Origin of the sequence: Flagellimonas lutaonensis, from assembly GCF_000963865.1 — a bacterium.
Lineage (GTDB): Bacteria > Bacteroidota > Bacteroidia > Flavobacteriales > Flavobacteriaceae > Flagellimonas_A > Flagellimonas_A lutaonensis.
This window is the reverse complement of record NZ_CP011071.1, coordinates 100,485-114,430: the sequence shown is the minus strand read 5'-3', so window position 1 is coordinate 114,430 and position 13,946 is coordinate 100,485. Positions and strand designations below refer to the sequence as shown.

The following is a 13,946-nucleotide window of genomic DNA, read 5'->3' as shown; positions in this document are numbered from 1 at the left end:
TGTTAAATGTCTTCAAAATAACGAATATGAAATAATTGCTGAAGAAATTGAAAAAATATTACTTGTTTTTGGCCAAAAAGCAGGCTATACTTGACTTATGAAAAAAATCACATTTCTTTTATCCGTATTACTTGTATCGTCTTTGGCCAGTTGTGAGAAAAAAAAGGAGGGCAACCCAAGAGTATTGGTTTTTTCAAAAACCATGGGTTTTGAACATGCTTCCATCCCCACAGGTATTGCTGCCATCCAAAAATTGGGTACCGAAAACGGGTTTGAGGTCGATACGACCAGAAACGCCGAAGCATTTACCGATGAAACACTGAAACAGTATTCGGCCATTATCTTTTTAAGTACCACGGGCAATGTTCTTGACCATAGGCAAGAGGCTGCCTTTGAGCGCTATATTCAGGCCGGTGGGGGTTTTGTGGGCATCCATGCCGCAACCGACACCGAATACGACTGGGGCTGGTACACGAAATTGGTCGGGGGCCAGTTTTTGAGCCATCCGAATGGTACCCCAGAGGCTGATTTCATCATCAAGGATAAAAACTTTCCCGCCACCGAGTTTTTTACCGATACCGTTTGGCACCGAACTGATGAGCTGTACAACTTCAAGAAGTTGAATCCCGATGTAAATGTGCTGATCACTGTTGATGAATCGACCTACGAGGGCGGCGAAAACGGTGATTTTCACCCTATGAGCTGGTACCACGAGTTTGATGGTGGGCGGTCTTTTTATACGGCCGCAGGACATACCGATGAAAGTTTTTCAGAAGAACTGTTCTTGAAACACGTACTGGGTGGAATCCAATATGCCATTGGCAAGAACCTAGAACTTGATTATGGCAAGGCCACTTCACAGATTCCACCAGATGCCGACAGGTTCACCAAAAAGGTCTTGGTAGAAGGCGAATTTTTTGAGCCTACCGAAATGGCTGTTTTGCCCAATAACGATGTGTTGATCGCACAGCGCCGGGGCGAGATCATGCTGTATTCGAATGAAACGCAAGAATTGAAACAAGTTGCCTTTTTGGATGTGTACCATAAAACGTTGAACACCCCGGGAGTCAATGCAGAAGAGGGGTTGATGGGCCTTCAAAAAGACCCTGACTATGCCAACAATCATTGGATCTATGCCTATTATGCGCCCACTGGCGACAAATGGGTAAATCGCCTTTCGCGGTTTAAGTATAAAGATGGGGTCTTTGACCTAGATTCTGAACAGGTGATTCTCGAGGTAGAGAGCCAACGTGAAATATGTTGCCATACGGGCGGATCGATCGCTTTTGGGGGCGATGGACTGCTGTATCTGTCCACCGGGGATAATTCCACCCCCTTTGACGAGCCCAATGCACCTTATGTCAACAAGGGCTATGCCCCATTGAATGACCTACCGGGGAAAGAACAGTACGATGCCCGGCGTTCTTCTGGCAATACCAACGACCTGCGCGGAAAGATCCTTCGAATAAAAGTCAACGAAGATGGCTCGTATGATATTCCAAAGGGCAATCTATTTCCACAGGGAACCGAAAAGACGCGACCTGAAATCTACACCATGGGCCACCGTAATCCATACCGTATATCCGTAGACCCAAAGAATGGCTATCTGTATTGGGGCGATGTTGGTCCTGATGCCGGTGAAGATGACTTGGCCAATCGGGGTCCCAGAGGCTATGATGAGGTGGGTCAAGCACGCCAGGCCGGTAATTATGGCTGGCCCCTGTTCATAGCCGACAATAAGGCGTACCTTGATTACGATTATGCCACGGGAGAAAGCGGTGCCGCTTTTGATCCGGAAAAACCCATAAACGATTCGCGAAACAACACTGGCTTGCGGGAGTTGCCCCCTGCCCAACCGGCCATGATCTTCTACCCATATGCGCCTACCCAAGATTTTCCACAAGTGGGCACAGGTGGCCGCAATGCCATGGCAGGCCCCGTGTACTATTCAGACTTTTATGAAGGTGAGAACAAACTGCCTGACTATTATGATGGAAAAGTTATGATTTATGAATGGATGCGCGGTTGGATGATGGCCGTTACGCTTTTTGAGGATGGTACCTTGAACAAAATGGAACCCTTTGCACCAGACGTAAAGGTCAACAATCTGATTGATATGGAAATCAGTGATGACGGCCGTATCTACCTGCTCGAGTATGGTAGCGGTTGGTTCACACAAAACGAAGACTCTGGGTTGTCATACATTGAATATAATGGGGGAAACCGACCACCACTCATCGATAGTTTCATAGTTGACAAGACATCTGGAAGGCTGCCCTTAGAGGTTACTGCGACCGTACAGGCCCATGATAGGGAAAAGGATGCAATAAGTTATGTATGGGATTTTGGTAACGGTGAAACCAAGGAAACATCGGAGAACAGCATTCAACATATCTATTCTGAACCCGGCGAATACAAGGTCTCCGTTGCGGTGAAAGATAGCAAGGGCGCTTCACAGAAGAGCAATCTGGTACGTATTACCGCAGGCAATTCAAGACCCGTGGTGTCCATTGACCTGAAAGGTGGCAATTCATCGTTTTTCATAGCAGGCGCACCGATCGAATACGAGGTGCGGGTCGAAGATCCCGACGGGACCGAGATCAACACAGAAAATATTTTTGTCTCGGTCGACTATCTAGAGGGAATGGATCAGGTAAACATGTCGATGGGCCATCAAAAAGTGTCGGCGGCGGTCACCGGAAAAGCCCTGACACAATCGATGGACTGTAAGGCTTGCCATAAAGAGCGTGAGGGTTCCATAGGGCCCAACTACCTTGAGATTGCCGAAAAATATAAAGATCAAGAAGATGCCATGGCCTACCTTCAAAAGAAAATCGCTGAAGGAGGTTCTGGTGTTTGGGGTGAGGTGATGATGCCCGCACACCCGAATATCACCCAAGATGAAACGCGACAGATAGCGCAATATATCCAGTCTTTGGTGGCAGATCAAGCTTCTAAAAAGTCGCTGCCTCCCTTCGGTAAAATTGTACCACAACCCACCCAAGGATCTAAGGTACTGGTGTTGACGGCCAGTTACACAGATGAAGGGCAGGGCAGTGTTACACCACTCACAGGAACGACAAGTGCCTATTTGCAAAGCAGTACCGTTGGCTTTAGCAAGAATACCAAAGCAGACGGAATGAGCTATGTGAAATTTGGAGGCATGGACCTATTGGTGCTGCCTGAAGACGAAAGTTGGTTTGCCTTGGAAAATATAGACCTGACCGGGGTAAAAAATGTGATGCTCACACTGGGTTGGCAAGCGCCACCAACAGCCAGTATTACATTTGAACTCAGAAAAGATAGTCCTGATGGGGCATTGCTAGGGTCTGGCACCATGACGGCCCCAGCAGTTCCCCAGCCAGGTGGCATGCTCATGATAAATTTGGACAATGCTGTTAATGATACGGTAGATGAACTATATTTCGTGTACAAGCCCGCTGAAGGGGAAAACCGTGGCCCTGCACCTGTGGCCTTGGTGAATGCAACCTTCAACTAAAATAAAACAATAAGGGAGCAAAAGCTCCCTTATTGTTTTGTTACGTTCACATAAAAATTTCGGTCAACAGTTACCCGTTTCTCTGGGGAGACAGCTTTACCATAGGTTTTCCAAGTTGCAGTGGGGTATATCCATTCCCATTTATCATAAACCTTGACTTTTACCGGCATGTCAAATCCTTCCACGATATTGATATAGCGATATTTAAGTGATTTTCCCTCAATATTATACACCAAAGTGGGAATCATGGTTGTTCTCAGATATTGATCAAAAAACTGGGTAAGGTCAATACCGGTTTCTTTGCTCAAAAATTGTTCGATTTGTTTTGAGGTAACCGTTTGGTGATAAAAAACACGGTTCATCTTTCTCAGGATCTTTCGCCATTTTTCATCATCCTCAAGCAGTTGACGTAGGGTGTGCAATATATTGGCCCCTTTGTAGTACATGTCGTTCGAGCCTCTTCTGTTCAAATTATACCTTCCGATGATCGGCCGATCATTTTGAATATTTTTCCGCGTTCCGATAACATAATCAGCGGCAGCTTCCTTACCAAAATGATAGTCCAAATACAGGTTTTCCGAGTAGGCGGTAAACCCTTCGTGCACCCACATATCGGCAATGTCTTTGTAGGTAATATTGTTGGCAAACCATTCGTGGCCCGCTTCGTGTATAATGATGAAATCGAATTTTAGCCCCCAGCCGGTACCTGAAAGATCTCTTCCCAAGTAGCCGTTTTGGTATTGGTTGCCATAGGTGACAGAGCTTTGGTGCTCCATACCCAAATAGGGCACCTCTACCAGTTTAAAGCCGTCTTCATAAAAAGGGTAAGGGCCAAACCAATGCTCAAATGCCTCCATCATCATCGGAACTTGCTTGAACTGCTCTTTGGCCTTTTCAAGATTATCGCGCAAAACATAGTAATCAAGGTCAAGTGTACCCTTTTCACCTTGATACGTTTCGCCAAAATGGACATAGTCGCCGATATTCACGTTCACCCCATAATTGTTGATGGGGTTGTTTACAAACCAATGGTAGGTTTTGGTGTCGTCATTGTCCACTACCTTTCTGAGTCGGCCGTTCGAAACGTTCATTAAGTTCTTGGGCACGGTAACACTAATGGCCATGCTATCGACCTCATCGTACATATGGTCTTTGTTGGGCCACCATGCACTGGCACCGAGGCCTTGGCACGAGGTGGCCACAAAATGATTGCCGTTCTGATCTTTTTTCCATGAAAAACCGCCATCCCAAGGGGCGTTCATGGCCTCGCGCGGCTTACCTGCATAGGTAATGGTGACTTCGTTGATGGTACCTTTTTGTTGTGACTTATCAAACAACACGTGATAGGCATTGGTGCCGGCCTTTTTATAGGAGAGTTCTTTTCCACCTTGTGTTATCTTCTTGATTTCAAGGGGTGGCTGCAGGTCGATCTGCATAACATCATGCTCTTTGAGCACCTTGTATTGAATGGTGTTGTGGCCAGAAATATATTTTTCATCAGGTTTCACCTCAATATCTAGGTGATAAAATGTCAAGTCCCACCACTCGCGCTCGGGTGTGATGCTTCCGCGCAGGTATTCATCGCGGGTGTAGCTCGGTTCTTCTTGTGCAAAAGAAACAGTCACGGTTAATACCAGAAAGAATGCAAAAAGTCTTTTTATCATATTTTTTGTTTATCTAAAAACGCCTGAAGGAAATACTACCAAACTTTCGTGTCCGTTTTCACCTACTGCGGCCACACCGAAGAAATAATTGTCTATTACGATACCATCGAGTGTATGTTCTGTAACGTCGCCCACATAACGATAATTGTCCCAAGTGGGTGAAGTGGTGTCACGCCAATAGATTTTATAGCCCTTTGCCCCATCCACCTTTGTCCACCTCAATCTGGCCGATGGTTCGACAATACCGCCGATTTCGACCTTTTCAGGTGCTGGGGGTGCCCATGCAATGGAAGCTAGGTTGATGGCATTTACTGCGGAGAGCTTTTTGGCGTAGTCAAAATTCACATGCTCTAGCACATCGCCATAGGCGATACCGTTTTCAACCCGTATGTCTTGGTGTTGTTGGGTATAGTTTTCGTGCGCTTCCATAATGCGAATGCCCGCAAATCCTGCATCGTTGAACGGGCGATGGTGGCCACCCCGGCCAAACCTGTCCAATCGATAGATCATCATAGGGTTCATTTCTGGCATATAGGTTTTGGTGGTTTTGTGCACGTACCGTGCCAACTGGCGCGAAATACCATCGACCTCCCCGCCGTAGAACCGTCTGGCCCCCCTTTGTTCTTCTGTTTCAGTGGGCGGAACGGGTTCTGAGAATATTCTAAAATCACGATTGCTGATCACACCATCCACCCCTTTGATGTTTCCTATCATATCGTTGTTCAGTATACCGACAATATCCCAGCCTTGCTGCTTGGCATATTCTGCCAATCCTTTTCCGCCATATAACCCTTGTTCTTCCCCAGAAAGCCCAACATAGATGATACTGCTCTCAAACTCATATTTTGAAAGTACACGTGCCACTTCAATGGTACCGGCCATTCCGCTGGCATTATCGTTTGCCCCGGGGGAATCAGAGGTGTAGTCATTGGGGTCGCTGACACGAGAGTCTATATCCCCGCTCATAATAATGAAGCGGTTGGGGTATTTGGTGCCCCTCTGTATCGCGACCACGTTGACCACCCAAACATCTTTCACAATACGGCGCCCTTCGCCCTTTTTAATGAAGTTTTTTTGATAGAACACCTCCAAACAGTTATCGCAATCAGCTGAAATCTTCTCAAATTCACTTTTTATCCAGCGCCGTGCCGCGCCAATGCCGCGTGTATTCGAAACGGTGTCGCTCAAGGTATGGCGTGTACCAAAATTGGCAAGTATGGTGATGTCTTTTTCAATACGCTTTGCAGAAACAGCATCGATAATCCGGTAAAGGCGAGGATCGGTCTGTGATTGCGAAATAAGAGGTATGAGCAGTGACAGGAAAAGGAGTTTCTTCATAATCAGTTCAATTCGTATCGTTTATAAAATTGTTTTGAATGTAAATAGCATAGTGGACCCAACAGTGCATAGAAAAAACCGGGCAAACCAAATTCGATGCCAAAACCAAAAAGGGCAAGAACAATCGAAATCAATGATACCAACACAAAAATGGCGAAATGCCGGGCATAAAAATATAGATTCAATGATTTTTCGCTCGATTTTGATTTTTTATAGGCCCTGAAATACATGCCGGAAAAGCAAAAAAATATAAGACTGAACCCGATGCCGTACATAACAAACAGGTTCGAAAGGTCTTCTTTGGTCTTGACACCTTCACCCATCCAAGAATGCACTAGAGATTTCAACGGAAAGACATAGTAAAGCACCACGAAAAGCAACAGGGCATTCAGGGCTATCAGTACATTGTCCATATATTTGGTGCGCCTGAAGAAATTGTAATGCGCCCACCAAAGGGCCACAAGCACAAAAAAACTGACGGCGAAACTCAAAAAACCAGTGGCATCTGTTTTTGAAAGGGTCAAATCGGTATCAAGGTCAAAGTTCACGACCATCAAGGTAGCCGCAAATGCAAAAACGGCATCGCTAAAAGCTTCGATCCGGCCAATGTTGTGCAAAAACTTCACTAGCGAAAAAATTACCGTAAAAAAGTGACTTTGGCAATCTTGCCGTTTTCGACCTCGTAAATGGCCACAGTGCTGAACTTGGCACCATTTGCCATTATATGTTCTTCGTCGATCACCTTGTTGCCGATTACAATTCTTTTTTTGATTTCGCAATGTAGGTCAGGGGTTTTTTCAAAAAAAGCCGCATACCTTTTTCGCATCTGCTCTTTGCCCTGCATAAAAAGCTCGTTGGGGTAGTCGTATAGTTCTATATCTTCGGAATAGGTGGCCAAAAAACCATCGATGTCACGGGCATTATAGGCATCCAATTGTTTTTGCACAATATGTCGAGGTGATGTCTCGGCAACAAACGCCAATCGATTAGAGGCGGGATTAGTGGTCATGCGGGAAATGTTGTTGATTTCTTCTTGATGAAAATAGATCAGTCGTTCCCATTGTACGTCTGTTTTAGGGTTGTACCTGACGATGGATTTACCAGCTCCCATTAAAATGGTGCCATCACTCAACCAACACATGTCTTCGGCATTGTCGTAAGTATCGGTTATTTTCTTGGTGGCCCCAGAAACTGGATCCAATGATTTAATTTGCCATCGATCATGCTCTTTGCTGATATAACTGATCAAATCGGTATCCGGAATTTTATGGAGTGACCGCCCTACATTTTTCTGGTACGTGCGGTTTGAACCATCTTTTAGATTGCTCACTACCAAGTCCATACGGTCACCGACCAATACAGAACTGACAATGATATGGTCGTTGAACCAAACATGATAGCCTACCTTTAGGTCTAGCAATGGTTCTGACGTGCCAGTCTTTATATCATATTGGTACAGGCGTTGCAAACCATCCAAATCCAACCGGATGGCCGAAACGGCCTCTTTGCCGGGAATTTTCAGGGGAGAGTATTCGCTGCCTGTGGGGGTGTCGGTGACCCATGATGAAATGCTGCCCTCTTCAATATCAAACCTACGGATGTCTGTCTGGCCCGCCCGCGTTGATGCAAACAAAACCGTATCATCATCATAGAATGAAGGCTGGTTGTCATATCCACCATTATTTGAAATGTTCTTTGGGTTGGTCAATGTAGGAAGGCCCTCTTGCCAATCGAGGTCAAAAAGGTAAACCTCGGTTTCTGCCTGAGAAAAGATTGAATGGCCACTAAAGAGGCCACATAGCAATGTAAGGGCAATGGTTCTCAGCAAGGTCACGCTATAAATTTTTTAAGTAGCTCACGAACACGCTTGGTTCCTTCAACAAAATATTTTGCCTGTGTTTTATTTAATCCAACTTTAACGGTAATGGCTTCTTTTGGCAACTCTTGAAACATGAATTCGTCGGTCCAGTCGTCACCAATGGCGAAAACAAAATCATAGGTGTCTTCGCTCAATATACGCACAGCTGCACGCCCTTTATTAACGTTACTGCTTTTTATTTCCATGACCTTGTTGCCAGATAACACGCTAATGTCGTCATTACCAATAAGGCTGGTAAGCACCTCATTTAGCTCTGCAGCTCTTTTTTGGCCAAAATCAGGATCTGTATTACGGTAGTGCCAAGCCAACGAAAAGTTTTTTTCTTCAATAAACGATCCTGGCGTTCTATCAACAAAAGATTCAAGAACTGGCCGAATTTTTTGCATCCAATCATTCTTTACTTGCTCCAAAAGTTGAAAGGCTTCCCCATTTTTGGATATCCATACCCCATGTTCAACGATCATGTTGTATTTTTTGTGGAGAAACCATCTTCCAAAGGTTTCGTGGTCGCGGCCACTGATCAAGAACATGGTGGTTCCTTCTTGGTTATGCAGGGCATCAAGTAATTGATACATTTCCTCGTCCGGAATTGCTTTTTGGGGGTCCTTGTGAAAACCTGTCAAGGTTCCGTCATAGTCAATGAAAAGTAGGCGTTTTTGCGCCTTTTTGTATTTTTTGCTAATTGTTTCCAGTACTGACGGGGTTATTTTCTTGGCTACCCGTGCAGGACTTTCTTCCTTTTGTTGTATCAAGGTTTCCATAAACGAATTTGCCCAAACCTCTACGTTATATCGGCTTAATCGTTTTTGCAATATTTCGATTCGATTTGCCTGTTCTTCCTCAGGCATGGTTATGGCCTGCTTCAAGGTATCGGCCTGTTCTTCAAAATTATTGGGATTTATAAGCAGCGCTTCGTTCATTTCGTAGGCAGAGCCTGCCATTTCACTCAAAATCAACACACCCGTGCCTTTGGTACGGGTTGCTATGTATTCTTTGGCCACTAGGTTCATGCCATCCCTCAGCGGTGTCAGCCATGCAATATCACAAGAAGTGTACAGGTCTATAAGACTGTCAAAGGGCAACGAACGATAGAAATACCAAATTGGGGTCCAGTTGACGGTGGCCAACTCGCCATTGATGCGGCCCACAAGTTCATCGATTTCCCGCTTCAGCAATTGATATTGTGGAACGTTCGAACGTGAGGGTACCGCCAATATGATGAGTCGAATTTTTTCTTGGTACTCTGGGTATTTGTTCAAAAAATATTCAAAGGCATTGATGCGTTTGGCAATGCCCTTGCTATAGTCTAACCGGTCTATGGACAGTACAAGTTTAGTGCCTGGGGCAGAAGCCTTATGGCTGTCAAGTTTCTCTTGTAGATCTGACCTTTGGGCATTGGCCATCTTTTTTTTGGCAGCATTGCTGAATTTATTGTAATCGATGCCCATGGGGAAAGAATCGACCTTTATGACCCGATTTTGTAAATAGATTTCATTGAAGCTGACCTCTAACCCCAAGAGACGCCTTACCGAACTGAGAAAATGACGTTCGTAATCATAGGTATGAAAACCAATAAGGTCTGCACCCAATAATCCCTTAAGTACCTCTTCACGCCAAGGCAAGGTCCTAAAAATTTCATAGGAAGGGAAGGGAATGTGCAAGAAAAAACCAATACTGGCATTTGGTTTTTTTTCTTTTACCATTTGTGGCACCAACATCAATTGATAGTCGTGTACCCATATTATATCATCGTCGTCGGATTGGGCAATAATGGCATCGGCAAACTTTTGGTTCACTGACTTGTATGTCTCCCAAAAATCCAATTCAAATTCTGCATATTCCATGAAGTAGTGGAAAAGTGGCCAAATGGTTCGGTTGCTGAATCCGTAGTAAAAGCCCTCTACCTCTTGTTCACTTAAGTTTACGGCGGTACAACCATGTTTTGCCAATGCTTCATCGATTTTTGGGGCTAGGCTTATGTGAATGTCCTCATCAGTAAGCCCTGACCAACCGATCCACAGACTTTCTCCCCCTTTATGCACCGATTTCATTCCTGTGGCCAGGCCACCGACGCTGGGTATGGCGTTAATGGTTCCCTTGCCAATCTGTAGTTGAACGGGCAGTCGATTTGAGATTATTATGGTTTTGGCCATAAAATGGGGACTTTACCTTGATTTGCTCATTAATTTCTCTAAATTTCGTCAAATTGCGGCGTAAAACCAATTCACAGGAATTCTTTTGGGAATATTTAATGTATGGAGAACCTAGATTACGGAATTGTAGGAAACTGTAGAAGCGCGGCTTTGGTCTCAAAAACAGGCTCTATTGATTGGTGCTGTCTGCCTGAATTTGACTCACCATCTGTTTTTGCCAAGTTGCTCGACAAAAATATTGGGGGCAGTTTTGAGATTTTGGTAAACGATGATTATACCATAACCCAAAGATACAAGCGCGATACGGCTGTTTTGATCACGACCTTCTCAAAAGGGGGCGATGTGTTCGAGGTTCACGATTTCATGCCCCGATATCACAAAGACAATGGTGGCTACCATAGCCCTCCAGAACTGATACGGTATTTTAAGCATATTTCGGGCAAGCCCCGATTTCGGGTAAAATACGAGCCAAAGCTTGACTATGCCCAAAACAAGACCGAGAATTACATAAAACCTGATTTTATAGCCAGCCTTACCAAAAACGGCAGGTTTGAGACCGTTTTTCTATACACTTCGTTTGATAAGGAAAGGGCGCTGTATGGTGAGGAGATCACTTTAGACGACCACGGATATTTTTTGTTGAGCTATAATGAGAAAATTTTTCCACCATCGGTTCGCAGTAGCTATCTTGATTTAGAGAGAACCAAGGTCTATTGGTTGAACTGGTCGAGCAAGACCCCCAACTACAAGAAATACAACAAACAAATATCGCGAAGCGCGGTTACGCTGAAACTGCTCAGCTACGACCGTTCGGGGGCGGTTTTGGCTGCTGCCACTACCTCGTTGCCCGAGACTATTGGAGAGGTGCGCAACTGGGATTATCGTTTTTGCTGGATCCGTGACGCATCAATGGTCATCAAGGTGGTCACTGAACTCGGCCATGTCAATATGGCGAAGCGCTACCTCAGGTTTATTATCAATATCATACCGCATAAGGCAGAGAAACTGCAAATCATGTATGGTATCAACGGCGAAAAGAAATTGACGGAGAAGACCTTGGAGCATCTTGAAGGGTACGAGGGCTCTAAGCCCGTACGTATCGGAAATGCTGCCTATTTGCAGAAACAGAACGATATCTATGGTATTTTGATGGATGTCATCTACCAACAACTTGAAAGGTTCAGCACCGACATTGAAAATGGCGAAGAATTATGGACCATCACCAAGGGTATTGTTTGGATAGTGAGCCAGACCTGGCGTGAACCCGATAAGGGCATTTGGGAATTTCGCACCGAAGACCGCCATTTTACCTTTTCAAAGGTTTTGTGCTGGACAGCCCTTAACCGGGCCATTAAAGTGGCACAGATACTGGGCAAAAAGCACAAGATTGAAAAATGGAAGCCCCTTGAAGAGGAAATATGGAATGATATTTACAAAAATGCATGGAACGAAAAGGTAGGAGCTTATACCCAGTCGTATGGTTCAGACCATCTGGATGCCTCTGTTCTTTTGATGGAAGCCTACGGCTGTGTCGATGCCAAAGATGAACGTTTTATAAGAACGGTCAAGGCCATCGAAAAAGAGTTGAGCAACGACGGGCTATTGTACCGCTATAAGAACAAAGATGACTTTGGGTTGCCTTCCTCTTCATTTACGGTATGTTCTTTCTGGTTTGTGAACAGTCTGTTCAAGATAGGGGAACGGAAAAAAGCCAAAGAGTTTTTCGAAAAATTGTTGTCGTACTCCAACCACTTGGGACTTTTCAGTGAAGATATAGACTTCAAGAGTAAGCGATTGCTGGGTAATTTTCCACAGGCCTACTCCCATCTGGCACTTATAGAGTGCGCCATCAACTTCTCCAGAAAAGAAAGCGAAGAGAAGATTTTGGAGTCTATGAGTTGATATCCCGGGCCACAACGTTGGCTGTTTTTACAATTTTATCGAGTAGTAGGGCCAGGTGTTCCTTATGGGTAAAAGGGTTCATCAGGGTTGTTCTGAGATAGTGGGTACCTCTTAACCTTGTCTGCACCAGATAATATTCGCCATCTTCCAAGAGACGTTGTCGTACTGCAGCGTTCAATTCGTTCAATTCCTCTTCGGATGCGTTTGTGTCTGAAGGCCGATACCGAAAGCAGAGAATATTGGAACTCGGTTCGATGGCCAAATCAAAATTTGGATGCTCCCGAACAAGTTGGGCAAATGTTCTGGCCAGATTGTATTGCCGTGTCACAAACCGGTCGAACACCTGTTCGCCATAGAACTTTAAGAGGATGAACCAGTGCAGGGCCATCATGGTTTTGGTGCATTCGAAGGTTTTTTTGCCACTGTTGAACCATTCATCTTCTTCGGAATCGTTGAGCAGATAATCAGCTTTTTGGCTAAAGGTATGCTGGGCGTGTTTTCTGTTTTTGAAAAGCAGCGCTGTGGTAATAGTTGGCATCAGCATCATCTTATGGCCGTCTATAACTACAGAATCCGCTAGTTCTATTCCATTCAAGAGGTGTCGGTATTTTTTGGAATAAACGGCTGCGCCCCCATGGGCACCATCTACATGAAACCAAAGGTTTTTTTGGGCGGCAAATTGGGCAATTGCATCCAGATAGTCATGGGCTCCCGTTGCGGTGGATGGTGCAGAACCCACAATGGCAAATATGTGGATGCCCTTTGCCGTTTCTCTTTCGAAATATTCATTCAGCTTTGAAATATCCATCGAAAAATCATCCCCGGCAGGAATTTTGATAATTCCTTTTTGGCCCAATCCCATAATTTTTGCTGCCCTATCGATGCAATAATGCGCTTCTTCACAGACCATAATGCCCAAAGATTGTGAGTAGCCTTTGTTCCACACATCATGTTCGACCCTCGCTTTTCTGGCAGAAAGTAGGGCGGTAAGATTGGCCAACGTGCCCCCCGAAGTCAAAAATCCGGCTGCATGTTCACCATAGCCGATTTGTTCACACAACATATCAGTGACCACACGTTCGATGGCCGAGGGTGCCATGCCCATTTCATAAATGGCCATGCCATTGTTCAATAAAGAAGAGACCATTCCTGTGAGAGCCGTGATAGGGGCTGGGGCGGCAACTTGGTGCCCCACGTATTTTGGGTGATGGGTGTGGGTAGTGCGCTTTAATACTTCATCAAAAAAATCTTCCTTTTGTCCGCTCTCAAGAAAATCCTTCCAAAAGCGAAATTCCTTTTCCGGAACATTCCAGTTGATGGTTTGTCTGTTCTTTTCCTGTGTTGTATTGGTAAGGTAGCTCCCCAAGGTGGTTATCAACCGATGCCCTATTTCAGTGAAATGTTGGGGATTATAAATTTCTTCAAGCAAATGGTTTTTCATTCAATAAAGGTAACCGCAATTAGTGCTAAAGGCAACCACCACCATAAAAAAACCGCCTTGGCATTTACAC

Annotated in this window: 8 protein-coding genes; 2 read left to right on the top strand and 6 right to left on the bottom strand. The window is 45.0% G+C overall.

The window, feature by feature from the left end:
* Nucleotides 1–97: 97 nt before the first annotated feature.
* Nucleotides 98–3,499: a ThuA domain-containing protein gene (locus VC82_RS00495; protein WP_045800659.1), complete on the top strand. Its 3,402-nt coding sequence runs from the start codon at nt 98–100 to the stop codon at nt 3,497–3,499.
* Between the two features lie 29 nt (nt 3,500–3,528).
* On the opposite strand, the gene VC82_RS00490 is transcribed toward VC82_RS00495, so the two are convergent.
* Genes VC82_RS00490 through VC82_RS00470 form a run of 5 tightly spaced genes read right to left on the bottom strand, consistent with a single transcriptional unit; the run spans nt 3,529 to nt 10,533 of the window.
* Nucleotides 3,529–5,163 (bottom strand): M1 family metallopeptidase, encoded by a 1,635-nt coding sequence (locus tag VC82_RS00490; RefSeq protein WP_045800658.1) that lies wholly within the window; start codon nt 5,161–5,163, stop codon nt 3,529–3,531.
* A gap of 9 nt (nt 5,164–5,172) precedes the next feature.
* Entirely contained in the window at nt 5,173–6,501 is a 1,329-nt protein-coding gene (locus tag VC82_RS00485) for a M28 family metallopeptidase (protein ID WP_045800657.1), read from the bottom strand.
* A 2-nt stretch (nt 6,502–6,503) separates the two neighbouring features.
* Nucleotides 6,504–7,127, bottom strand: a complete 624-nt coding sequence (locus VC82_RS00480; RefSeq protein WP_045800656.1) for a TMEM175 family protein — start codon at nt 7,125–7,127, stop codon at nt 6,504–6,506.
* A gap of 11 nt (nt 7,128–7,138) precedes the next feature.
* Nucleotides 7,139–8,335, bottom strand: a complete 1,197-nt coding sequence (locus VC82_RS15345; RefSeq protein WP_245615932.1) for a nuclear transport factor 2 family protein — start codon at nt 8,333–8,335, stop codon at nt 7,139–7,141.
* Complete coding sequence (locus VC82_RS00470) at nt 8,332–10,533, bottom strand: bifunctional alpha,alpha-trehalose-phosphate synthase (UDP-forming)/trehalose-phosphatase (RefSeq protein WP_045800655.1); 2,202 nt, start codon at nt 10,531–10,533, stop codon at nt 8,332–8,334. The genes VC82_RS15345 and VC82_RS00470 overlap by 4 nt, the downstream gene beginning before the upstream one ends.
* Before the next feature lie 102 nt (nt 10,534–10,635).
* Between VC82_RS00470 and VC82_RS00465 the strand changes: the two genes are divergently transcribed.
* Nucleotides 10,636–12,435, top strand: coding sequence for a glycoside hydrolase family 15 protein (locus VC82_RS00465; protein ID WP_045800654.1), 1,800 nt, complete (start codon nt 10,636–10,638; stop codon nt 12,433–12,435).
* On the opposite strand, the gene VC82_RS00460 is transcribed toward VC82_RS00465, so the two are convergent.
* Complete coding sequence (locus tag VC82_RS00460) at nt 12,425–13,876, bottom strand: pyridoxal phosphate-dependent decarboxylase family protein (RefSeq protein WP_045800653.1); 1,452 nt, start codon at nt 13,874–13,876, stop codon at nt 12,425–12,427. The two genes, VC82_RS00465 and VC82_RS00460, sit on opposite strands and share 11 nt — an antisense overlap.
* Nucleotides 13,877–13,946 lie beyond the last annotated feature (70 nt).

Coding starts and splice junctions, on each gene's coding strand:
- VC82_RS00495 (WP_045800659.1), top strand. CDS start 98: ATGAAAAAAATCACATTTCTTTTATCCGTATTACTTGTATCGTCTTTG.
- VC82_RS00485 (WP_045800657.1), bottom strand. CDS start 6,501: ATGAAGAAACTCCTTTTCCTGTCACTGCTCATACCTCTTATTTCGCAA.
- VC82_RS00465 (WP_045800654.1), top strand. CDS start 10,636: ATGGAGAACCTAGATTACGGAATTGTAGGAAACTGTAGAAGCGCGGCT.
- VC82_RS00460 (WP_045800653.1), bottom strand. CDS start 13,876: ATGAAAAACCATTTGCTTGAAGAAATTTATAATCCCCAACATTTCACT.
- VC82_RS00490 (WP_045800658.1), bottom strand. CDS start 5,163: ATGATAAAAAGACTTTTTGCATTCTTTCTGGTATTAACCGTGACTGTT.
- VC82_RS00470 (WP_045800655.1), bottom strand. CDS start 10,533: ATGGCCAAAACCATAATAATCTCAAATCGACTGCCCGTTCAACTACAG.